The sequence below is a fragment of the Herbaspirillum sp. SJZ106 genome, assembly GCF_006715495.1.
Taxonomy (GTDB): domain Bacteria; phylum Pseudomonadota; class Gammaproteobacteria; order Burkholderiales; family Burkholderiaceae_D; genus Herbaspirillum.
In genome coordinates this window covers 497,624-521,084 of record NZ_VFNI01000004.1, presented here as the reverse complement: position 1 = coordinate 521,084, position 23,461 = coordinate 497,624, and the positions used below count along the sequence as shown (strand labels likewise).

Here is a 23,461-nt window from a genome sequence, read left to right as displayed (position 1 = left end):
GGGGGTATCGATGGTGGCGGTAGTAGCGGTGATCAAGGCGATTCTCCGGAATCAGGCGTCGATCCAGGCCAGCGCGGCAGCGTGGCCGGGCCAGGTGGACAAGGCGCTTGCATGCAGCCGCGCGGGCGCGGGCCAATGCGGCTGCTGGTGGAAGACCTGGTAGCGCGGGTGCGTCTCCAGGTCGATGTCGATGGATTGCAGGTGCTCGCCGATACCCAGGCCCAGCGCCTTGAGCACGGCTTCCTTGGCGACCCAGTGGCGCAAGAACTGCGGCCCGTCCAATGGGGCTGGCAATGCCGCCCATTCATGCGGACTCAGCACCTGCCTGGCCATGCCGAGCAACTCTTCGGGCCCGGCAGCGATGCTGCATTCGACATCGATGCCCAGCGCCAGACCGGGCGCGATGGCGATCAGCCCGATGCCGCCGGCATGCGAGACATTGAAGGACAGGCCGCCAGGCCCGTCCAGCTGCGGCTTGCCATGGGCGTTGCGCACCAGCGGCACCGCTTGCGCAGTGCAGCCCAGGCGTTCGCCCAGCAGGCGGCGCAGCAACGCACGCATGCAGCGAAAGCGCCGGGCATCGTCGCTGCGGCGGTAGCGGCGCGCATGGGCCTGCTCCTGCGCGCTCAGCACAAGCTCATCCCCTGCGTCATCGCCATGGTCCAGGTCGAAGGCGACCTGCCACAGTTCGATCTGCGCGGGAATGCCGTCAGGCGTGGGCAAGCGCTGCGGCATGATCGGCGTCGGGGGTGGAATTATTGGCATGCGCCTGAAGATGGCGCCGCAGGCGGGCCAGCAGCTCGTCCTGCCGGGCTTGCAGATAGAAATGGCCGCCATCGAACCAGTCCAGCGTGACGGGGCCGTGGGTTTCGCGCTGCCAGGCCTGCAGCGGCGCGGCGCCCACCGGGTCGCTGACGCCGCCATAGACATGCACGGGCAGGTCGAGCAAGGCAGCCATTTCACCGGCCGGACGCTGCGCCTGGAAACTGGCGCATACGCGGTAATCGGCGCGCAGCACCGGCAGCGCCAGCTCCAGCAGTTCGGGGCAGTCGAAGACTTCGTCGCGGGTGCCGCCCTGGCGGCGCATGGCCGCGATGAGGGCGGCATCGGAGTCATCCGGGGCGATCCACTCACGCGCCAGCGGCGCGGCGCAGGCCGATATCATCAGCGCACGGGGCGCGGGCCAGCCGCGCTGCGGAAGCGCCCGCGCCAATCCCTGCGCCAGCAGGCCGCCCATGCTGTGGCCGAACAGCACATAGCCGGAGGATGGCGCTGCGGCACCGGCCAGCTCATCGGCCAGCCGATTCACCAGCACGCCATAGTCTTGCAGCAGCGCCTCGCGGACGCGACGGCCACGGCCGGGCAGCTCGATGGCCTGCAGTCGCGCCACGCCTTGCAACGCGGCCTGCCAGGGAAAGTACATGCTGGCACTGCCGCCGGCGCACGGCAGGCAGAACAGCGTGATCATGCCTGACCCTGGCCTTGCATGAATTCGCGCAAGCTGCGCGGACGCATGTCGGTCCACACCGTTTCGATATGCTGCAGGCAGGTCTGCTTGCTGCCACTCACGCCGGTATCACGCCAGCCGCCGGGGATGCTCTTGTAGTCGGGCCACAGGGAATACTGCTCTTCCTCATTGACCAGCACGCGGAATACGCCGTCTTCACGATCAAAGCTCATCGTTCGCCTCATCTTTCTTGATTCGCGGCGAACGTGCTCAGGCCGTTCACCAGGTTTGCGAATTATTCACATTGCAACATGCAAATGCGAATCACTCTTGTTTATTCTGACGAACCACGACGGCATAAATTTATAGTTTCTTGGATTGGGACCGGCACGGATGCCTTGGCACCTCAGGCGACTTGCTTGCGACAGCATTGCATCGCATCCCGGATCATGAAGTTGACCAGGGTGGTGGAAACGCCTAGGCGTTCAGCCACTTCACGCTGGGTATAGCCATCCAGGCGATGCAGTTCGAAGGCCCGCAGCGTGCGCTCGGGCAGAGTCGACAAGGCGCGGGCCACGCTCACGAGGGCCTGGCGCGAAATGCTTGTGCCCTCAGGCGTTGCCTGATGGCAGATGACGTCCATGCCCTCCTCTTCCTCGGCGAACATGAAGGACTCGATCGCCATGCGGCGCTGGCGATCGATCGCCAGGTTGCGTACGACCTGGAGCAGGAAGGCCTTCGGATGGCGAACGGAGAAATCCTCAGGCAATTCGGCGATCTTGAACCAGGCGTCCTGCACCACATCTTCTGCACGCTGGCGACATCCCAAAATGCGTGCGGCTGCATCGCGCAGCTGCGCACGGCAAGCCATAAACTGAAGGCTCAACTCCATAGGCTCGGTATGCTCGGACATAGCGCTTCTCCCTTTGCAAACACACGCGTGTGCGCCCTCTGGGCGCGCCTGGTTGTACCCAGGAGTAGCGGGAGTGAAGCGGCGAGGCTTTTACTCAGCTACCTATCCTGCGCGACACGATAGGGGCGGCACGGAGCGTGGTCGGATTGTTTGGATGGCTAAAGACCGTCGGGCGCGGCAAGGCCGGAGCGAGGCTATGGCTGTCTGTTTGGCGGTTATTTCTTAAAAATGCGTACGCCGTAACTTAGATTAGAGTTTTGAGTTTTAATTACGCTTTAATAGTAACAAGAACCATTATCAATTGGAAGGGGTATGCCTACATGAGGCCATGCCGGGATAAGGCAGGGATAAGGCCGGGAATGGCACATCAAGCTGAAAGTCCTTAAGCACGCCGTCTTTATTTCATGGGAGACATAAAGACGCTGCGGTTTTTAGAATTGGACTTTCACATTCTGCTCTGGTCGACACGGGTAGCGACACGCCGCGAGGATCAAAAATCTTGATTCTCAAGAGTTGGAGCCCCCTCAAATTCCGAGGCGATTCAAAGCGGCGTTCGCCGCCCTGCTTCTTCTTGGTTATTGGCTTTCACATTCATCAAAACGTTCGCGGTGAACGCTGCCAGGCCAATAATGACGCTAGCGGCAGAGATGGATACGATTGGAACTGCCGCCGTATGACCGGTAAGCACCAAGCCGAGAGCGAGCATGAAGAATGGCAGGCCGATGTTGTGCAGCCAGAAATGAATTCGCGCGAGCGGCGTCAGCGCCGCCGCCGGGTAAAGGTGATAGATCAACCCTGCAAGCGCGAGCGAAGCCCAGCCTAGCAAGGCGAGATGTGCATGGACTGGGGCCAAGGCAAAGTTTTCGGTGGCCCCCATATAGCCGCCAAGTAACGCGCCGACGAAGAGATAGATCGCCGCGATCTTGAGAAATCGAATACCCATTGAAACTTCCTGTAAGAAACAAACAACCGATCGTCGATACCGTCAGCTAAATCAATCAAGTGGCAATCAGCCAAGCCGCGACGCGGCAGAGGCTGAGTGCAACCAACAGATCAGCGCAATGCGGCGCATCACGCTGGTGGGCAAGGCGTTGACTTGGCGACAATGTGCCAGCAGTGATGCCAGCAGTTATTTATGCGTCAGTTCCGCGGCAATCGTCTCTGCCATCGGTGTTGTTGGTCGTCCGATCAATCTACTGAGCTGGCGCGTATCGTCGAAAAGGCCGCCTTGCGAAGCGCCGCTGTCAGAATCTGCAAGCAGATCCGCGATTGATTCTGGCAGGCCAAAGCCGGCAAGCGCCGATTTGTATTCGGCACGCGGCAGGTTGATGTAATTGACTGTCTTGCCTGACTGGCGCGAGACTTCGGCCGCGAACTCCGACAAGGTATAGGCCGTGTCCCCCGCCAGTTCATAGACCCGTCCGGCCTGATCGGGAAGCGTCATCGCCAGCGCAGCTGCGGCAGCATAGTCAGCCCGCGCAGCCGATGCAATTCGTCCGTCGCCGGCACTGCCCATCAACGCGCCGTGCGCCAGCGCCGTTGGAATTGAAATCGTGTAATTTTCGGTGTACCAGCCATTGCGCAAGACAACGAATGGGATGGCTGATGCTTTAAGCATCGCCTCGGTTTGGACGTGATCGGCCGCCAATCCCAGCGGGGATGTATTGGCGTGCAGTACGCTCGTGTATCCGATCAGCTTGATTTCACAATCAATCGCCGCGTCGATTACAGCCTGGTGGTGAGAGGCGCGCTGTCCGGGCGCAAGTTCGTTCGAAGATATGAGTAATAGCTTATCCGCGCCGGCAAGCGCTGTCCTAAGCGATGCTGGCTGCGTGTAATCAGCCTGGCGGACTTGGACGCCGCGATCCGATAAATCGGTCGCCTTCGTTGGGTTGCGAACTGCTGCGATGATGCTTGATGCGGGTTCTGTGCGTAAAAGGTTTTCAATGACCAGACGACCGAGCTGCCCTGTGGCTCCTGTAACAACTATCATGGCAAATTCCTTGGTGTGGTTGCGTAGGGCACTTACAATAATTCATTACCTTACATTCCGTAAGTACGCACCGAAAGGTTAGTGTCGAGATGGCAATGCAACCCAAACCGATCGCCTCTGAGTCTTTTTCCGCGCAAGTCCGACGCGGGGGGCTCACATCAACCGATTGCCCTTGTCGCGAGGTACTCAAAGACGTCACAAGTCCTTGGGGCACATTGCTACTCATCGTTCTGATGGGCGACGTTCGACGTTTCAGCGAGCTGCGCAGAATGGTCGGTGGCGTAAGCGAAAAAATGTTGTCGCAAACCTTGAAGCGCCTGGAAGCACACGGCTTGGTTCATCGGAAGTCTTATGAGACTGTCCCGCCCCACGTGGAATATTCCTTGACTCCGCTGGGAAGAACCGTGGGCGAAAGAGTTGAGGCGTTGGCCGACTGTATCGAGACCATTCTTCCCGACATTTTGGATGGGCAGCGTTCATCGCCCCTCGCCCAGACACGCCAACTCCTCTGATGCCATCAGGCCTGCGCCTGGCAAAGGGCCGCCGGGAGGCTTAACCTGCCCGTGACCATCCCCGGGCCGCGGCAAATTGTCGCATCAGGCGCCCTCCCTCGGAACTTGTAAATCCTTGCAAAACCTTTGGCAGCAAGGGTTTTGGCTCGAATTTCTTCGATTTTCCGGTCAAGCCGGATTCCACGACTCCGCTGCCGCCGGCGTTAGAATCTGCGGCCATGCAAATGTCCTTGCCGAAGCTGCGCCTTATCGCCTGGATCACCATTGCCTCCATCCTGGCAATGCTGTGGTCCGGGACGATGCATGCGCGCGCCGGCGCCGCGCCGGGCATGCAGGCGTGGATCGACATCTGCTCGGTCTCCGGGGCGGCAGCCCTTGCCGACCAAGGCTCGCCCGGAAAGAACGATGCGAACGCCCATGTCACGCACTGCGCCTTCTGCAGCAAGCAGGACATCGCTCATGCAATACCCGCGCGCTTCGACCTGCCGCAGCCATCCGCACGCCCATTGCGCGTGCAATCACCAAGCAGCTTCACTCATCGCTCGCCGCCACCTTGGCTGAGCCGGCACTCCCGCGGACCGCCCGCCAGCATGTCCTGAGCATGCGTTTCCGGCGTGCCATTTGTGCCATTTCCCCGGTCACGCCGCCATGCGTCATACGCCATATGAACGCCGATGCCGATACCGCACATCGCGCCCGGCCTCCGTGCCGTCCATCGGCCTGCCCGAAGACGGCCTCCCCTGCTTTGACATCGACATGAACGCCATACAAAAACAACGAACCCTCGCCCTCCTCCATCTTCAGCTGCGCCGCACCCTGGCCTGCGCTCCCTGCGCGCTGCCTTTGCTGTGCCTGGCAGGCACCGCCCAGGCACAGGATGCCGACGCCGCATTGCCGGAAATCACGGTATCCGCCCAAAGCCCGGCGCAATTGCAAAATCCGGTCGCAGTCGGTTCCAACCTGGATCTGACGTCGATGCAAACACCGGCCAGCGTCAGCGTCATCACGCGCAAACAGCTGGAAGAACGCGGCGACGCCAGCATCACCGATGCCATCACCCGCGCCCCCGGCTACAGCAGCATGGGACATCCCGGCAACAGCGGCAGCGCACTGTCGGCGCGCGGCTTTACCGACGCCACGTCGGTCATGCGCCTGTATGACGGCGTGCGTCAGTACGGCGGCGTGGGCGTCACCTATCCGTTCGACACCTGGAGCATCGATCGCATCGAGGTGCTGCGCGGCCCGGCCTCGGTGATCTACGGCGATGGCGCCATCGGCGGCGTGGTCAACGTGGTGCCGAAAAAGCCCACCCGCGGCAAGATCGAAAACGAGGTGCAAGCCACCGTCGGCACCCACAACACGCAGCGACTGGGATTGGGCAGCGGCGGCGCAATCAACGACATGCTCTCCTATCGCTTCGACATCAGCGGCGACCGCTCGGACGGCTGGGTAGACCGCGGCAACTCCAACAACCTGAGCTTCTCCGGGGCGCTGCGCCTGGACGTCAATCCGGATTTCTTCGTGCAGTTCAGCTATGCCCAGGGGCATCAGCGGCCCATGGCCTACTTCGGTACGCCGCTGGTCAACGGCCAGCCTCTCGACGCCATACGTGAGCGCAATTACAACGTCGGCGACGGCACCATCGACTACAAGGATCGCTGGGCCCAGCTGGAGGCGCAATGGACGCCGAACCCGGACACCACCATCCGCACGCGGCTGTACCAGATCAACAGCAACCGCTACTGGCGCAATGCCGAGCGCTATGTCTACAACGCATCGACCGGCCTGGTCGACCGCGGCGATGCGACCGAAATCCGCCACGACCAATCGCAGACCGGCAATACTACCGATGCCACGTTCAAAGGCCATGTGTTCGGCCTGAAGAACCAGGTGTCGGTCGGCTTCGACATCAACTCCGCTTCGTTCACGCACACCAACAACACCTATGCCGGCAGCTTCAGTCCGGTCAATCCCTACAGTTTCGATCCCGGCGCCTATGCCAGCGGCGTCGGCGTACCCGCGTTCCTCCCGCGCTTTCGCACCCGGGCGTCCCAGTACTCGGTGTTTTCCGAAGACAAGCTGGACCTGACCGACAAGCTGACCGTGCTGGCCGGCCTGCGCTATGACCATTCCGATATCTCACGCGCCGATCTGGTTAACGGCACCGGCGGCTTCGACCAGAGCTTTTCCAATCTCGGCTGGCGCCTGGGCTCGGTTTACGCCATTACGCCCGATCTGAGTATTTATGGGCAGTATTCGAAGGCGGCCGCCCCTGTGAGCAGCATGTTGTTCATGACCCAGGCCAACAGCAAATTCAGTTTATCCACCGGCCGGCAGATCGAAGCCGGCGTCAAACAGGTGTTCTGGGACAAGCGCGGCGAATGGACGCTGGCGGTCTACGACATCCGCAAGAACAATCTGCTGACCCGCGATCCGTCCAATCCCAGCCTGAGCGTACAAGTCGGCCAGCAATCCTCGCGCGGCATCGAGGCCAGCCTGGCGCTGGCGTTCGCGGAAAACTGGAAGCTGGACGCCAACGCCACCGTGCTGCGGGCGCGCTTCGACGACTTCGCCGAGTCGGTGGGCGGCGCCGCGGTCTCGCGCAGCGGCAATGTCCCGCCCAATGTGCCCGAGCGCCTGGCCAACGTCTGGCTGAGCTGGAACTTCATTCCCGCCTGGACCGCCAGCGGCGGCTTGCAATACGTGGGGCAGCGCTATGCCGACAATGCCAACACGTTGAAGCTGCCGGCCTACACCAGCACCGACCTGGCCCTGCAGTGGCAGGCCACCCAAGCCACCACGCTCACGCTGCGCGCCAACAACGTGTTCGACAAGCACTACTTCACCACCGCGTACTACACGAATACCCAGTGGTTGTACGGTCCCGGACGTGAAGTGCAGTTGACGATGAATCATCGTTTCTGAATGCGATGAGCGCGATCTCGTCACACCTGCGACGCTGGACCTATCTGACGCACCGCTGGTGCGGCGTCGCCGGCTGCCTGCTGATGGCGCTGTGGTTCGCCAGCGGCGTGGTGATGCTGTTTGTCGGCTATCCCAAGCTCACGCCTTGGGACCGGCTCAAGGCGCTGCCGCCGCTGACCGGCGCGGACACCCTGCGGCCATCGCAGGCGCTGGCCGGTCGCGATGTCTCGCGGCTGGTGCTCAATGCCGCTTCCGGACAGGCGCGCTACATCCTGTACCTGCGCGACGGAACGCTTTCCAGCGTGGATGCGGTCAGCGGCCAGCGCCTGGACAGTTTCGATGCGCAGTCCGCCCGCCGCGCCGCCGGCTTGTTCATGCCGGCAGCCGGATCGGATTATCTCGGCACGGTCAACGAGGATCGATGGACGCACTCCGGCGGCCTCAACGCCCATCGTCCGCTCCATATGGTGCAGATGGACGATCCCGCCGGAACGCTGTTGTACGTCTCCTCGCATACGGGCGAGGTCGTCATGCAGGCGCCGCGCCTGCAGCGGCTGTGGAATTTCGCCGGCGCCTGGCTGCACTGGCTGTACCTGTTCAAGAACCGCTCCAGCGACCCGCTCTGGACCTGGACGGTCATCGTATTGTCGGCCGGCTGCGTACTGGTCGCCTGCAGCGGCATTGTGGTCGGCCTATGGCGCTGGCGCTTTGCCCGTCCCTACAAATCCGGTTCGCACTCGCCCTTCTTGCCGGGGTGGATGCGCTGGCATCACATTCTCGGCCTGGGCTTCGCCGCGATCACGCTGACCTGGATCTTCAGCGGCCTGATGTCGATGAACCCGCTGAACGCCTTTTCCCCCTCCCAGCGCCCCGATCTGGCCGGATATGCCGGGGCATCGCCGGGCGAGCGCCATCTCGATGCAAGTCCGCGCGACCTGCTGCTCGCATTGGAACAGGACGATTTCCATGCGGTGGAGCTGGAATGGAAGAATCTGGCCGGCGAACCGTTCGTGCTGGCGCGGGACGCCAACGACCGTACTCGCATTGTCACGGCCGAGCGCGCAAGGCTGTCGGTAATGCGCCAATGGCCTCTGGCGAGACTGGAGCAGGCTGCCTCCGTGCTACTGCCGGCGCCAGTCTCGGGCGCCGGGTTGATGCATGTCTACGATGCCTACTACTACCGCCGCGATCCGGAAGCCATGATGGGCGGCTCGGAGCGCAAGTTGCCGGTGCTCAAGCTCAGTTTCGGCGACGTTGGCGCCACCCGGGTCTACATCGATGTCGCCAGCGGACAGGTCGCACTGAGCGCCGACCGCGCCCAGCGTATCGACCGCTGGTTGTTCAGCTTCCTGCACAGCTGGGACCTGCGCTTCATGCTCGCCGCCGGCTGGCTGCGGGAGGCGACGCTGATCGTCCTGAGCCTTGGCGGCTTCTGCTTGTCGCTGACCGGAATCGTCATTGGATACCGGCGATTGAAAAGGAAGATGTCTCATTGGCATCTTCGGCAATCTTGATCGCGCTGTCAGAAGGACGGCAGCCATTTCTTGATAAAGATTGACGTTAATTATTAACTATTTACAATAAATCCCAGCCGACTATCGTTTGACGCAAGCGTATGCATCACTCTTGGACGGCGCAGCCGCGCTGGCAATGCGCGCGTTGAACGGATAAATAAAAAAGGGGGGATACCATGACGCCTGGCACGGTAAAGGACGGCGCCCATGCCGCCGGTTTCCGCCGGCCCTTGTTTTTGACCACCGCGATCGTCACGCTGGTCGCCGCGACTGCGGACATACCGCCAGCGTATGCGCAATCGGTGAGCAGCACCGGCGCCGTGACTCCTGGCCCCACTGTGACGCCGGACTGGGTTGTCGGCGGTGACCTCATTGTCGGAGATGGCGCCGCCGGCACGCTGACGCTTACCGGCGGCGGTACCGTGAGCAACGGATTCGGCATGATCGGGATGGATGGCGGTACCGGTACGGTGACTGTCACTGGTGGCGATGCCCTTGGTAATCCCTCTACCTGGACCAGTTCCTCTCCGATTGTAGTCGGCGGCTCCGGCACGGGTATCCTGCTGATCAATGATGGCGGCCTGGTACGTAGCGACCAGGGATTGATTGGTGTTGACAACGGCTCTGGCCCAGGTACCGGCACCGTTACCGTTACAGGCCGTGATGGCAGCGGCAGAGCCTCGACCTGGGCCGCCGGGAATAATATCTATCTAGGTTTCTCGGGTACTAGCAGTGGCACATTGAACATTCTCGATGGCGCCGCGGTAACGACCAGTCTGCCAGGCGGCGGCAATGCAGCCGGCTATGTCGGTTACGTCGCCGGCAGTACGGGCATCGTCAATATTTCAAGCAGCACCGGCAACCTCTCGACATGGACGATCCGCGACTTCCTTTCTGTCGGTTACGAAGGCTTGGGCACAGTAACCATCGACAAAGGCGGCCTGATCCAGGTCGGCAGCGACACCTATGTCGCCCGCATGGGTACCTCCAGCGGAACGCTGAATCTGCTCGGCGATGCGAGTGGGCGCGGCATTCTGGAAACCGGCTCGGTGATCAAGGGAGCCGGCGCCGCCGCCGTTCTCAATCTCAATGGCGGTATTCTGCGTGCGACACGAAATGAAACCAATTTCCTCAATGGCTTCAGCGCACTGACCGTGGGCGCCGAAGGCGCCTGGTTCGATACCAACACGCACAATATTGATATCGGTACTGTCTTTACCGGGACCTCCACTTTTAACAAATTAGGCCTTGGAACACTGACCCTCACGGGCAACAGCGCGAGCTTCACAGGCAACACCGAGGTCCAGGCTGGGACGCTGCAGGTTGATGGCGTGCTTGGCGGCCCGACCAATATCGCATCCGCCGGCCGGCTCACAGGTATAGGCCAAGTCGGACCGACCACCAACAGCGGCGTGATCGCTCCTGGCCACAGCAACAGCTTCGGAACACTGACTATCGCCGGCAACTACATGCCTGCGGGCGGCGGCCTTGAGATCAAAACCCAACTGGGCGATGACAGTTCCCCGACCGATCGCCTGGTAATCACCGGAAGCACCGCGGGTGCAACGCCAGTCACGGTAATCAATGTCGGTGGCCTGGGCGCCCAGACGCAACAAGGGATTCAGGTGGTGCGAGTCAACGGCGCCTCAAACGGCCAATTCAACCTGGCCAATGGAAACTACGTCATCAACGGTCAATCCGCCTTGGTCGCCGGCGCATATGGTTACGTGCTGCAGAAAGATGCGGCCGACGGCGATTGGTATCTGCGCTCATCGCTGCTGGCAGCCGGCATTGCCGGCGGTATTGCCGATAACGGCCCGCTCTACCAACCCGGTGTCCCTGTCTATGAGGCGTATGCGACGACGCTGCTGGGCTTGAGCAGCGTCCCGACTTTGCGCCAGCGCGTCGGCAATCGGCGCTATGATCCAACGGACCGCGACCGGGATGGCGTCTGGGGGCGCATCGAAGGCAAGACAAGCCATCTTGAACCATCGGTATCCACCAGCGTCAGCCATCAAGACATCGATAGCTGGCAGGCCCAGTTCGGCGTGGATCGCATCTTGTCCGGCGAAAAAGACGGCGCGCGCGTGGTGGGTGGCTTGACCGCCCGCTACGGCACCGCCGACACCCGGGTAGCCTCGATCTACGGCGACGGCAGCATCGACACCAAATACTATGGCGTGGGCACTACCCTCACCTGGTACGGCCAGCAAGGCGCGTATGTCGATACGCAGCTCCAGGCCACCTGGTCCAGCAGCGATCTGGGCTCCAGGCTCGCCGGCTCCTTGGTCAATGGTCAGCCCGGGCGCGGCTATGCCGCGAGCATCGAAGCCGGCATCGCGCTTCCGCTCAAGGATGGATTCTCTGTCATCCCGCAGGCGCAGCTAAGCTATGCCTCGACCAGTTTCGGCTTCAAGGACCGGTTCAATGCGCAGGTCGACAGCGACAAGGGTGAAAGCCTGCAGGGACGGCTTGGCCTCGCCTTCGATTACCAGCGCGGTGAAGCGGACGCGGCCGGAGAACTGCGTCAGCTCAATTTCTATGGCTTGATCAATCTCAAGCGCGAGCTGCTCGATGGCACTCGGGTGATCGTGGCGGGGACGCCGCTCGAGACGCGTCAAGGACGCACCTGGGGCGGGCTGGGCGTCGGCGGAAACTATGCGTGGGGCAAGCGTTACAGCATCTACGGAGAAGTGACCGCCGACAGCGATTTCAAGGGCAGCTACTACGTATCTGCCACGACCGGCCTCAGGATGCGGTTCTAGATCCGGTTTGAATACCCCATGCCGGCGCCCGCTCGCGCAGGGAAAATTGAAGCGCCGCACAATCGCAGGTAGAATCGCTGCGGTCTTCGTTTTCTCCCGCTGCCCCCCTTCCTTCGCCCGCATGAAAAAGCTGCTTACGGCCCTGTTGCTTTCGATTACGCTGATCCAGCTGTGCTGGGCGGCGGTCGGGCCGTACAACGAACATGCGGCGACGCTGGCGCGGCATGCCGGCCACCACCAGCTGCAGCCGCAGGCGGACGGCCTGGACGATACCGTGCAAGCCGGCAAGAACGCCGGCGCCAAGGATGCGGCAGGTTTTTGCAGCAGCTGCGAAATGCAGGCCGGCAGCCTGGGTTATCCGGCCGCCGCCGCCCGGCGCTTGCTACGCGCGGCATCGCCGGTGCCAGCCGGTTTCACCATCGCGTTTTCCTCCCACATCCCGGACCATCCCGAAGAGCCCGACTGGCTGGCCGCGCATCTGCGCGGCGTTGCGGCCCGGCTCTGAGCCTCCCTTTCCCTCTTCCCTGAAGACTTGCGCCCGATGGCAATGCCGTCGGCGGCAAGAGCTTGTCCGCACGCCGAATCCTTCCCTTGATCCTGGAGAATTCGATGTTCAAGCACGCCCTCGTGCCGGGACTGGCCACGGCCCTGCTATTGCAGGCCGCGCCCATCCTGGCGCACGCCAATGCGGTACTGGCCGGCGCCGCCTGCCCGGCCAGCCAACCGCCGCTGACGCTGGCCGATGCCCAGCGCCTGGCGCACGACAATAACCCCACGCTGTCGGCCGCAAGGCATGAGCTGGCCGCCACCGATGGCGCTGGCCACCGGCACCGGCGCCGAGGTGCAGCGGCCGTTGGCGACGGTGGTGATCGGCGGCATCCTGTCGTCCACCATGCTGACCCTGCTGGTCTTGCCGATGCTGTATCAGCTGGCCTATCGCCGTGAGGATGAGCAAGACGCATCGATACGTCCCGCATCGGCCGAGGATTGCCAGCCCGCGAGCTGACGCGGCGCGCCTGGCCTCACTTCGCCATACCGACGCCCGGCCATGCGCCGGGCGTTTTGCATGGCGCCTTCAGCCTGTGACTCAACCGGTGACTCAACCGGTGACGCGACGCGCCCCCAGATCCAGGCCGTCTTCGAAATCGCTGAGGTTGCCGATGGTGGTGTCCATGATCTGGCCGATGGCTTCTTCGGTAAAGAAGGCCTGGTGGCCGGTGACGATGACATTGGGAAAAGACACCAGGCGCTGGATCACGTCGTCGGTGATCACGGTGGCGGACAGGTCCTGGAAGAACAGATTGGCTTCCTGTTCATACACGTCGATCGCCAGCCCGCGCAGGCGTCCGCTCTTGAGGGCAGCGATCGCCGCTTCGGTATCGACCAGGCCGCCGCGACTGGTGTTGACCAGGATGCAGCCGGGCTTGGCCGCGGCCAGCGATTGCGCGTCGACGAGGTAGTGCGTGTCCTCGGTCAGCGGGCAATGCAGCGAGACCGCGTCGCTGGCGGCGAACAGTCCGGCGACGTCGACATAGCGCCCGCCCAGCGCCTCGAACTCGGGATTGCGGTGCACGTCGCTGCCCAGCACCGTGCAGCCGAAACCGGCCATGATGCGCGCGAAGATGACGCCGATCTTGCCGGTGCCGATCACGCCCACGGTCTTGCCGTGCAGGTCGAACCCCATCAGCCCGTCCAGTTCGAAATTACCTTCCCGCGTGCGCATGCTGGCGCGCGCGATCTTGCGGTTGACCGCCAGCAACAGGCCGACCGCGAATTCAGCCACCGAATGCGGCGAGTAATCGGCCACGCGCGCCACCGCAATGCCCAGGCTGGACGCGGCCCGGGCATCGATGTGGTTGAAGCCGGTCGAGCGCGTGGTCACCAAACGCGTGCCCTGGCGGCCCAGCTGCGCCAGCACTTCGGCGCCGACGTCGTCGTTGACGAAGACGCTGACAGCGTCGCAGCCCGCAGCCAGCGCCGCGGTCTGCGGGCTCAGGCGGTCTTGCAGGAACAGCAACTGGTGCCGCCCGGCGGCGTTGGCGCGGGTCAGCAGGGTCTGGTCGTAGCGGCGGGCGCTGAATACGGCGGTCTTCATGGCGGGGCTTTCATCACATGGCTCACATGGGCATTGGATTCTGAAACGATGCGGGCAAGCTGTCACGCGCTTTCCGTTCGTCAACAGATGCCCCATTGCATCACAGATGCGGCAAGCGTGCCTTGACGCAACCCGGCCTTGTTGTGTGGATGGTGGCGGAAAGCGGCCCTTTCCCGTCATGCCGTCCAGTTAAGCCGAAATTTCCCCGTCGCCCTGACAAAGGTCAGGGTCCAGCGTCGCGTCATTTGTCATTCAACGGCCATTGAGGCACAACGAAAGACACTGGATCCCGGCCTTCGCCGGGATGACGAGTTGCAGATGGAAGGCTTAACTGAACAGCATCAGGCCCTTTCCTGGCCCTTTTCCGCCCCCGAACCTTTCATCCAGCCATCGAAAAAACCGAAATCTGCATGGCAGCCCCGGCCGTACCATCCACGCGCCGGTTTTCGGGGATAGAATCGGCGGCGCAATAGCTGACATACCTAAAAAGATCCTGACTACAACCGGTTCCACACCGGCCGAGACAGGCACAAGACCGGATACACGGTCCGCCAAACACACAATTGAGGCACACATCATGAGTACATCCACATCTTCGCACTCGAAGCTTTCCACGGTGCTGCGCGTGACCAGCGGCAATTTCATGGAAATGTTCGATTTCTTCCTGTTCGGCTTCTACGCGACCCACATCTCGAAAGCGTTTTTCCCCAGCGATAACGAGTTCGCCTCGCTGATGCTGACCTTCATGACCTTCGGCGCCGGTTTCCTGATGCGTCCGCTGGGCGCCATCATCCTGGGCGCCTACGTCGACCGCGTCGGCCGCCGCCAGGGCTTGATCGTGACACTGGCGCTCATGGCGCTGGGCACCATGCTGATCGCCTTCGTCCCCGGTTACGCCGCCATCGGCGCGCTGGCGCCAATTCTGGTGCTGATCGGGCGCCTGCTGCAGGGCTTCTCCGCCGGCGTGGAACTGGGCGGGGTGTCGGTTTACCTGGCCGAGATGGCCACTCCGGGCAACAAGGGCTTCTATGTCAGCTGGCAGTCCGGCAGCCAGCAGGTCGCCATCATCGTGGCCGCCGCCATCGGCTACCTGCTGTCGACCACCCTGACGCCGGCGCAAGTGGGCGAATGGGGCTGGCGCATTCCCTTCTTCATCGGCTGCCTGATCGTGCCGGTGCTGTTCGTGATCCGCCGTTCGCTGCAGGAAACCGAAGAGTTCCTGCGCCGCAAGCACCGTCCCACCACCGGCCAGATCTTCCGTTCGATGCTTGAGAACTGGAAACTGGTGATCGCCGGCATGATGCTGGTCTCGATGACCACCGTCTCGTTCTACCTGATCACGGTATATACGCCGACCTTCGGCAAGAGCGTGCTGAAGCTGTCGACCGAGGCCAGCCTGATCGTGACTTTGTGCGTGGGCCTGTCCAACTTCATCTGGCTGCCGATCATGGGCGCCCTGTCGGATCGCATCGGTCGCCGTCCCATCCTGGTGGCCTTTACCGTGCTGACCATCCTGACCGCCTACCCGGCCGTGAACTGGCTGGTGCATGACGCCACCTTCGGCAAGATGCTGATCGTCGAGCTGTGGCTGTCCTTCCTCTACGCCAGCTACAACGGCGCGATGGTGGTGGCGCTGACCGAAGTGATGCCGGTCGAGGTGCGCACGGTCGGCTTCTCGCTGGCCTATAGCCTGGCCACGGCCTTGTTCGGCGGTTTCACCCCGGCCATCGCCACCGGCCTGATCCAGTACACCGGCGACAAGGCCGCTCCCGGCATCTGGATGAGCGCGGCGGCCGTGTGCGGCCTGATCGCCACCTTCGTCCTCTACCGCAACCAGGGCAAGCAGGCGCCGGGCAAAGCGGTGCCGGCCTGAGCCAACCCTGCAAGTCACTATTGAAGATTGAATCGGGCCGCATCTGCGGCCCTTTTTTTGGCCTTGATGACATTGCGACAACATTCGCCTCGACATCCATACAAAAATTCTGCAAGTCTTATATAAGAGTTGAAGCATTTCGGCTCGCTTAGGAGTAAACTACCGTCTGTTTTTTGCCGCGGCATCTGAGGGAAAGACGAGACGCTGCCGGGGGAAACCGTTTCCCGATGGAAACGACGGTTCGCCGGCAGGAGATTGCCGATCCAGCCAAGGGCATGCGGATGCCTCAGCCACAAGCACACGATGCATCCGCCTGCCGACGACGGGACGGCACATGCAGCACAGCACATCAACACACCAACAGCAAGGACATCATCGTGACTACAGGTAACCCGACCATCATCTATACGCTGACCGACGAGGCCCCCTATCTGGCGACCCACTCGCTTCTGCCTATCGTCAAGAAGTTCACTGCGCAAGCCGGTATTGACGTCGTCGAGAGCGACATCTCGGTGGCAGCGCGTATCCTGGCGGAATTCTCCGAGTTCCTGACCGATGAGCAGAAAGTGCCCGATACGCTGGGCGAACTGGGCGCACTGACCCAGAAGCCGGAAGCCAACATCATCAAGCTGCCCAACATCAGCGCCTCTATCCTGCAGCTGCAGGCCGCCATCCGCGAACTGCAGGGCCGCGGCTACAAACTCCCCGACTATCCGGAAAACCCGACCACCGACGAAGAAAAGGCGATCCAGAAGCGTTACGCCAAGGTTTCCGGCAGCGCCGTGAACCCGGTCCTGCGCGAAGGCAATTCCGACCGCCGCGCGCCCAACGCCGTCAAGAACTACGCCCGCAAGCATCCGCATTCGATGTCCAAGTGGAGCATGGCTTCGCGCACCCACGTGGCGCACATGCACGGCGGCGACTTCTACGCCGGCGAAAAGAGCATGACCATGGACCGCGCGGTGGACGTCAAGATGGACCTGGTCACCAAGTCCGGCGAAACCATCGTCCTGAAACCGAAGGTTTCGCTGCAGGCCGGCGAGATCATCGACAGCATGTTCATGAGCAAGAAGGCGCTGTGCAAGTACTACGAAGAGCAGATGCAGGACGCCTTCGAGACCGACCTGCTGCTGTCGGTGCACGTCAAGGCGACCATGATGAAGGTCTCGCACCCGATCGTGTTCGGCCACGCGGTGCGCACCTACTACAAGAACACCTTCGAAAAGCACGCCAAGCTGTTTGCCGAGATCGGCGTGAACCCGAACAACGGCATGTCGGGCGTCTACGAGAAGATCAACACCTTGCCTGAAGCCAAGAAGGCCGAAGTGCTGGCCGACCTGAAGGCCGACGAAGCCAAGCGCCCGCGCCTGGCCATGGTCGACTCCGCCAAGGGCATCACCAACCTGCACGCCCCCAACGACGTGATCGTCGACGCCTCCATGCCGGCCATGATCCGCGCCGGCGGCAAGATGTGGAACGCCGAAGGCAAGACCGAAGACACCAAGGCCCTGCTGCCTGAGTCGACCTTCGCCCGCATCTACCAGGAAATCATCAACTTCTGCAAGACCAACGGCGCCTTCGACCCGACCACCATGGGCACCGTGCCCAACGTCGGCCTGATGGCCCAGAAGGCCGAGGAATACGGTTCGCACGACAAGACCTTCGAAATCGCCCAGGACGGCGTGGCGCGCATCGTCACCCTGGACGGCGAAGTGCTGCTGGAAGAAAACGTCGAAGCCGGCGATATCTGGCGCATGTGCCAGGTCAAGGACGCTGCGGTGCGCGACTGGGTCAAGCTGGCGGTCACCCGCGCGCGCCTGTCGGGCATGCCGGCCGTGTTCTGGCTGGACCCGTACCGCCCGCACGAAGCCGAACTGATCAAGAAGGTGCGCACCTACCTGAAGGAACACGACACCAACGGCCTGGACATCCAGATCATGTCGCAAGTGCGCGCCATGCGTTACACCCTGGAACGCGTGATCCGCGGCATGGACACCATCTCGGTGACCGGCAACATCCTGCGCGACTACCTGACCGACCTGTTCCCGATCATGGAACTGGGCACCTCGGCCAAGATGCTGTCGATCGTCCCGCTGATGGCCGGCGGCGGCATGTTCGAAACCGGCGCCGGCGGCTCGGCCCCCAAGCACGTGCAGCAACTGGTCGGCGAAAACCACCTGCGCTGGGACTCGCTGGGTGAATTCCTGGCGCTGGCCGTGTCCATCGAAGATGTCGGCATCAAGACTGGCAACGCCCGCGCCAAGATCCTGGCCAAGACGCTGGACGCCGCCACCGGCAAGCTGCTGGACAACAACAAGTCGCCTTCGCCCAAGACCGGCGAGCTGGACAACCGCGGCAGCCACTTCTACCTGTCCCTGTACTGGGCTCAGGAACTGGCCGCGCAGAAGGACGACGCCGAGCTGGCCAAGCACTTCGCGCCGCTGGCCAAGGTGCTGGCCGAGAACGAGCAGAAGATCGTGGCCGAACTCAACGGCGTGCAAGGCAAGCAGGTCGACATCGGCGGCTACTACATGCCGGATCGCGCCAAGACCTTCGCCGTCATGCGTCCGAGCGAAACATTCAACAAGGCGCTGGAAGCGATCTGATTCCACACCGATGTGAATGCGTGGCGCGCCTCGTGTAACGTGATGTGACGTGACGATGCGCAGCGCCAGTGCAAATGAAAAGAGCCGCAATGCAAATTGCGGCTCTTTTTTCATTCTTTCCCCATTCTTCCCTGCTCCCACTTGCCGACTTGCCGGCATGTTTTAACAGCGCAGTAATTCATTAAAAATCATTTTAATTCATTAGGTTAAGAGATTTTTCTCGAAAGATTCTAGAATAATTCCCGGCATTTTTTAATACTTTTAAAGTATCCTGCTATGGCATCCAAGATATTTTACATAGCGAAAACGCGCTCCTATAATCCGTCGCAACGACAACAACAATTCGCAGCAGGATGCCTGCATGCGGAGGGAGACGCCCAGTAGCACGCCTTCCTGCCGCCCACATCCTGCCCATCTCACGCAACCGACGACGGCAGGCTCAGGAATATGGCGGCACAAACACACTCCGGTAAAGGCAAGACACTGGCGCTTAAATGGCTTAAATGGATTAAACGGCTTGACCGACCTGACGGGCCTGAATACACGGTGAAAGTGCGCAGCAAGCTGGCGCGCCGGCTGGAAAATTTCGCCTGTTTCGCGCCCGGCATCGCCGCCCTGGTCTTTGCCATCCTCGCCCTCATGCTGCCGATGCTGCATGCCCGCGCCGCCGGGACGGACGCTATCGACGGCGCCCCCCAGGTCATCCGGATCGGCGCCGGCCAGCCCTATTCCTTCGCCGTCTACGCCAACCATAACCTGCAGCAGTTGCCGGCCCATGTGGCCCGGGCGGTGGTGTTCGTGCATGGCGTCAAGCGCAATGCGGACGACTACTTCCAGATCGGGCTGCACCTGCTGAAAACGGCGCAATTCAGCGCTGCCGACACCCTGCTGGTCGCGCCCAATTTCATGGTCCAGGCCGACCGGGGCTCCTCATCGGCCATGCCGCTGTGGAGCGGCAGCACCTGGATGCAAGGCGAAGCCTCCGAGCGCGGGGTCGATGGCGTGACCTCCTTCCAGGCCCTGGACGACATCGTGCATTACCTGGCCGACCGCCAGCGCTTTCCCGACCTCAAGGAGATCGTGATGATCGGCCACTCCGCCGGCGCCCAGCTGATGCAGCGCTATGCAGCGGTGAACGAACTCGACGGTCCGCTGCAGCAAGCCGGGATCGCGGTGCGCTATGTGATCTCCAGCCCCTCGTCCTACCTTTATTTCGAGGCCAGCCGGCCCGACGGCGACGGATTTTCCCTGCCGAAATCGATCATCTGCCCGGGCTATGACAATTACCGCTACGGCATCGGGAATGCGCCGGACTACCTCAAGCGCCAGAACCTGGACGGCGAACAACTGTTCCGCCGCTATGCAGGCCGCAACATCACCTACATGGTCGGCGCGCGCGACGACAACCCCAACCATCGCTATCTCGACAAGGCCTGCGGCGCCGCGATGCAGGGGGCGACACGGGTCGAGCGCCAGCTTAATTTCGTGCGCTACGAGCGCTTCCTGTCGGACCAATGGCAGATCCCGGTGAAGCATCCCGAATTCCAGGTCAAGGGCGCGGCCCACGAGGCTGACAAGCTGTTCCGCTCGGAAGACACGGTGCGCAGGATTTTCCCGCAGCAGTGATGGCACAACCGACCGGACGCCAAAGCAGCGTCCGGCAATAGCAGGCAAGGCCGGAGCGCAACAGCGCTCCACGAGGAGGGACCGGTCCACGTCCAATAAAAACCAGACCGGTTGAGGCAACTATAAATCGAGACACCATGAAAAAGATCCGCTTTTCCGGATCCGCCCGGCATTTGCTGGCGCGGCGCATGTTCACGCTGATGGCGGCGGCTCCCATCATCCAGTTGATGCCGACGGCGGGGCTGGCGCAAAGCGCCCCGCCTTCCGCCGGCAGCATGTTCGAAGCCAACCGCCCCCAGCTGTCGCCGGTGGAACGCGCTCCAGCCATGCCGCAATCGCGCGTGCGCATCGAAAAGGAAAGCGAACCGGGCGATGAAACCCAGGCGCCGGCCGGCGATGTGCGCGTGCATGTGGCCGGATTCAGGCTCTCCGGCAACCAGTCGCTGCCCGACGCCCGGTTGCAGACCGAACTGGCCGGCCTGGTCGGCCAGGAACTGGACTTTCGCGGCCTGCGCGAAGCTGCCGCCCGCATTACCGCGCTGTACCGCGCCGAGGGTTATCCGGTGGCGCGCGCCTACCTGCCGGCGCAGGAAATTGCCGGCGGCATGGTCCAGATCGGCGTGCGCGAAGGCGTGATCGGCGCCGTCAGCGCGCAAACCGACCCGCACACGCGGCTGGGACGCGACACCCTGCAGCACTTCATCGATGCCTTGACGCCCGGCAGCGTGATCCGCGAAGCCGATCTGGAGCGCGTGCTGCTGCGCCTGTCCGACATCAATGGCGTGTCGGTGCGCGCAGTCTTGCGCCCTTCCGCCCAGGCCGGCGCGGCCGACATCGTATTGATGCTCTCCGAGACCACCGCCTGGACCGCGCGCGCCGCCTTCGACAACTACGGCAACTACTACACCGGCGCCAACCGGCTGTCCGCCACGCTCGGCCTGAACGATGCCCTGGGCCTGGGAGAGAGCTTTACGTTGAATACCCAGAACTCGTTTGAAGGGCTGCGCATCGCCGGCCTGGGCTATGCGATGCCGATCGGCGCCACCGGCGTTTCCATCGGCGCCAATTTCGCCGAGCTGCAATACAACGTCGGCAAGAACCTCAAGGATGCGCAAGCCAGCGGTTCGGCCAAGGTCTCGACCTTCTTCCTCAACAGCTCGCTGCTGCGCAGCCGCAACGCCAACATCAACCTCGGGCTGGCGGCCGAATACCGCCACTTCCAGGACATCACCTCGGCCACCGTGGTCGACAAGTCTTCCAATTTCTGGAGCGCCAGCCTTGCGGGCGACTGGCGCGACAATTTCCTGGGCGGCGGCGGCAACCTGTGGAGCATCCGCGCCGGGCGCGGTACGCTGGACAAGGAAACGCCCAACGACGCCGCGCTGGATGCCATCACCTCCAGGGCGGCCGGCAACTACAAGAAGGTCAACCTCGGCTTCTCGCGCCTGCAGCAACTGGGCAACGGCTATGCGCTGCTGGGTTCGGTGTCGGCGCAATGGGCCGACAAGAACCTGGATGCCTCGGAAAAGATGAGCCTGGGCGGCCCCAACGGCGTGCGCGCCTATCCGGTGGGCGAAGCGGCCGGCGACCAAGGCGTGCTGGCCCGGCTGGAACTGCGCAAGCGGCTGGGCATGATCGGCGGCGCGGTGGCCGAAGGCGTGCTGTTCGGCGACGCCGGTCGCGTCACCGTCAACAAGACGCCGTGGGACAACAGCCCCAACCGCCTCTCGCGCTCGGGCTATGGCGTGGGCCTGAACCTGTACCACAAGGACATCGTGATGAATGCCGCCTTCGCGGTGTCGCCCGGCGTCGACCCGGCCACCGAGCAGCGCAATGCGCGCCGCGTATGGGTCTCGGTATCGGGATCGCCGCAGGCTTTCGCCGGACTGGCCAGCGACCTGAGAAGCAAGGGCGAGGATTTCGAAGAGCCGGAAACCGCATTCGTCCTGTACGGCTCGCTGGGCCTGATCCCCGAATACGTGAACCGCTACGGCGCCACGCCGCAGGCGCCAGCCGACCAGAGCAGGCTGGCCACGCCCAACGGCCGCAACATGAACAGCTTCTGGCGCGCGCGCGACAATGTCTCCTACATCGGCGCGCATAGCGGCATCGAGTTGTACCAGCAATGGAAATTCCTGTGGCAGCTGGAACTGGGCCTGTCCCTGAACTACACCAACCGCAGCGATCCGTCGGTGCCCGACTGGAGCCACTCGCAAGACATGCGCAATACCGGGGTAGCGCTCAACAATCCGGCCTACGGTACCCTGATGTACGGCAACTGGGATACCCCGATGAAGGAGAGCATGACCTCGCTCGATCCTTTCCAGGGCCGCACCAGCGCCGCGCACTACAACCTGATCGGTTCGCCGGGCTTTGTCACCAGCATCACCAAGAACTCGGGGCCGGTCGGCACCGCCTCCTCGTCCAACAACGACGACGCCGCCTTCAACCGCCGCCAGGCCGGCATGTTTGCCTACTGGACGCCCAAGTGGAATGGCTTGCAAGCCAAGCTGGCTTTCTCGGACAACAGCATGAAAGCCGCTGCCGACGTCAATACCGGCTACATGTACAGCGGCAGCCTGAGCTGGGAATATGGCGGGCTCACCGCCATCGTCGCCGCCGAACAGCACATCAATTACTTCGGCATCGCCAGCCTGGGCCGCAATGCGCGCGGCGTAGGCAGCAATACCGCGGTCACCGCCGGCACCTCGTCTTCCGACTTCAGCCTGCGCTACGGCCTGGGCTACGACTTCGGCGCCACCAAGGTATCGCTGATCGCAGACGACCTCTCCTACTCCGAATACGGCGTCATCAACACCAGCACCACCTCGACCGACCTGTCCAACTATCGCCGCCGCGCCTACATGCTGGGCCTGTCGCACAAGATCGGGGCCTGGACGCTGCTGGCCAACGCCGGGCGCGCCCTGCCCGGCGAATGCAGCATGATCTCGGGCAACAACGTGAAGTGCTCCACCGACGGCATGGGTGCCAGCCAGCAGGCCTACGGCTTCTCCTACGCCTGGAGCCGGCAGACCCGCATCTTCGGGCAGTATACGGTGCTCCGGAACAACGCGCTGGCCAACTACAACTATGCGGTGGCGGGCGTGCTCGGCGCCAGCGGCCTGTCCTCGGGCGTGGGCACCACCATCCGCGCCATCGGCCTGGGCATCAATTACACCTTTTGAGGAGACG

At 62.6% G+C, this 23,461-nt stretch carries 17 protein-coding genes and 1 pseudogene; 11 read left to right on the top strand and 7 right to left on the bottom strand.

Features of this window, described 5'->3' with window-relative positions; genetic code table 11:
• Window positions 1-51 precede the first annotated feature (51 nt).
• The 6 genes from FB598_RS15460 to FB598_RS15435 form a co-directional block, all read right to left on the bottom strand.
• Window positions 52-735 carry a 4'-phosphopantetheinyl transferase superfamily protein gene (locus tag FB598_RS15460; RefSeq protein ID WP_183405870.1) on the bottom strand — a complete coding sequence of 228 codons (684 nt, stop codon included), beginning with the start codon at window positions 733-735 and terminating at the stop codon, window positions 52-54.
• Window positions 710-1,468 carry a thioesterase II family protein gene (locus FB598_RS15455; protein ID WP_141915041.1) on the bottom strand — a complete coding sequence of 253 codons (759 nt, stop codon included), beginning with the start codon at window positions 1,466-1,468 and terminating at the stop codon, window positions 710-712. The genes FB598_RS15460 and FB598_RS15455 overlap by 26 nt, the downstream gene beginning before the upstream one ends.
• On the bottom strand, window positions 1,465-1,680 hold the full coding sequence (locus FB598_RS15450) for an MbtH family protein (protein WP_141915043.1): 216 nt from the start codon (window positions 1,678-1,680) through the stop codon (window positions 1,465-1,467). The genes FB598_RS15455 and FB598_RS15450 overlap by 4 nt, the downstream gene beginning before the upstream one ends.
• 173 nt (window positions 1,681-1,853) lie before the next feature.
• The gene (locus tag FB598_RS15445; RefSeq protein ID WP_141915045.1) at window positions 1,854-2,360 is read right to left on the bottom strand and encodes an RNA polymerase factor sigma-70; all 507 of its coding nucleotides are present in this window, start codon (window positions 2,358-2,360) and stop codon (window positions 1,854-1,856) included.
• Between the two features lie 541 nt (window positions 2,361-2,901).
• The gene (locus FB598_RS15440) at window positions 2,902-3,303 is read right to left on the bottom strand and encodes a cbb3-type cytochrome c oxidase subunit I (protein ID WP_141915047.1); all 402 of its coding nucleotides are present in this window, start codon (window positions 3,301-3,303) and stop codon (window positions 2,902-2,904) included.
• Window positions 3,304-3,489: 186 nt separating this feature from the next.
• On the bottom strand, window positions 3,490-4,353 hold the full coding sequence (locus FB598_RS15435; protein ID WP_141915049.1) for an SDR family oxidoreductase: 864 nt from the start codon (window positions 4,351-4,353) through the stop codon (window positions 3,490-3,492).
• 89 nt (window positions 4,354-4,442) lie between these two features.
• Between FB598_RS15435 and FB598_RS15430 the strand changes: the two genes are divergently transcribed.
• The 7 genes and pseudogenes from FB598_RS15430 to FB598_RS15400 all read left to right on the top strand — a co-directional run.
• Window positions 4,443-4,865: a helix-turn-helix domain-containing protein gene (locus FB598_RS15430; protein WP_221292449.1), complete on the top strand. Its 423-nt coding sequence runs from the start codon at window positions 4,443-4,445 to the stop codon at window positions 4,863-4,865.
• Window positions 4,866-5,083: 218 nt separating this feature from the next.
• Window positions 5,084-5,464 carry a DUF2946 family protein gene (locus tag FB598_RS15425; protein ID WP_141915053.1) on the top strand — a complete coding sequence of 127 codons (381 nt, stop codon included), beginning with the start codon at window positions 5,084-5,086 and terminating at the stop codon, window positions 5,462-5,464.
• Window positions 5,465-5,621: 157 nt separating this feature from the next.
• Window positions 5,622-7,790 carry a TonB-dependent siderophore receptor gene (locus FB598_RS15420; protein WP_141915055.1) on the top strand — a complete coding sequence of 723 codons (2,169 nt, stop codon included), beginning with the start codon at window positions 5,622-5,624 and terminating at the stop codon, window positions 7,788-7,790.
• A 5-nt stretch (window positions 7,791-7,795) separates the two neighbouring features.
• Window positions 7,796-9,304 (top strand): PepSY domain-containing protein, encoded by a 1,509-nt coding sequence (locus tag FB598_RS15415; protein ID WP_141915057.1) that lies wholly within the window; start codon window positions 7,796-7,798, stop codon window positions 9,302-9,304.
• A gap of 176 nt (window positions 9,305-9,480) precedes the next feature.
• Window positions 9,481-12,069, top strand: a complete 2,589-nt coding sequence (locus FB598_RS15410; RefSeq protein ID WP_141915059.1) for an autotransporter outer membrane beta-barrel domain-containing protein — start codon at window positions 9,481-9,483, stop codon at window positions 12,067-12,069.
• 121 nt (window positions 12,070-12,190) lie between these two features.
• Complete coding sequence (locus FB598_RS15405) at window positions 12,191-12,574, top strand: hypothetical protein (protein WP_141915061.1); 384 nt, start codon at window positions 12,191-12,193, stop codon at window positions 12,572-12,574.
• A gap of 303 nt (window positions 12,575-12,877) precedes the next feature.
• Window positions 12,878-13,075 (top strand): annotated as a pseudogene (locus tag FB598_RS15400) (efflux RND transporter permease subunit); the annotation flags it as partial.
• Between the two features lie 93 nt (window positions 13,076-13,168).
• Here FB598_RS15400 and FB598_RS15395 read toward each other — a convergent pair.
• Window positions 13,169-14,164 carry a 2-hydroxyacid dehydrogenase gene (locus tag FB598_RS15395; protein WP_141915064.1) on the bottom strand — a complete coding sequence of 332 codons (996 nt, stop codon included), beginning with the start codon at window positions 14,162-14,164 and terminating at the stop codon, window positions 13,169-13,171.
• 577 nt (window positions 14,165-14,741) lie between these two features.
• On the opposite strand from FB598_RS15395, the gene FB598_RS15390 reads away from it, so the two are divergent.
• From FB598_RS15390 to FB598_RS15375, 4 genes are all read left to right on the top strand, one after another.
• Complete coding sequence (locus tag FB598_RS15390) at window positions 14,742-16,037, top strand: MFS transporter (RefSeq protein WP_141915067.1); 1,296 nt, start codon at window positions 14,742-14,744, stop codon at window positions 16,035-16,037.
• 377 nt (window positions 16,038-16,414) lie between these two features.
• Window positions 16,415-18,643, top strand: coding sequence for an NADP-dependent isocitrate dehydrogenase (locus tag FB598_RS15385; RefSeq protein ID WP_141915070.1), 2,229 nt, complete (start codon window positions 16,415-16,417; stop codon window positions 18,641-18,643).
• A gap of 546 nt (window positions 18,644-19,189) precedes the next feature.
• Window positions 19,190-20,269, top strand: coding sequence for an alpha/beta hydrolase (locus FB598_RS15380; protein WP_255515784.1), 1,080 nt, complete (start codon window positions 19,190-19,192; stop codon window positions 20,267-20,269).
• A gap of 137 nt (window positions 20,270-20,406) precedes the next feature.
• Window positions 20,407-23,454 (top strand): ShlB/FhaC/HecB family hemolysin secretion/activation protein, encoded by a 3,048-nt coding sequence (locus FB598_RS15375; RefSeq protein WP_141915072.1) that lies wholly within the window; start codon window positions 20,407-20,409, stop codon window positions 23,452-23,454.
• Window positions 23,455-23,461 lie beyond the last annotated feature (7 nt).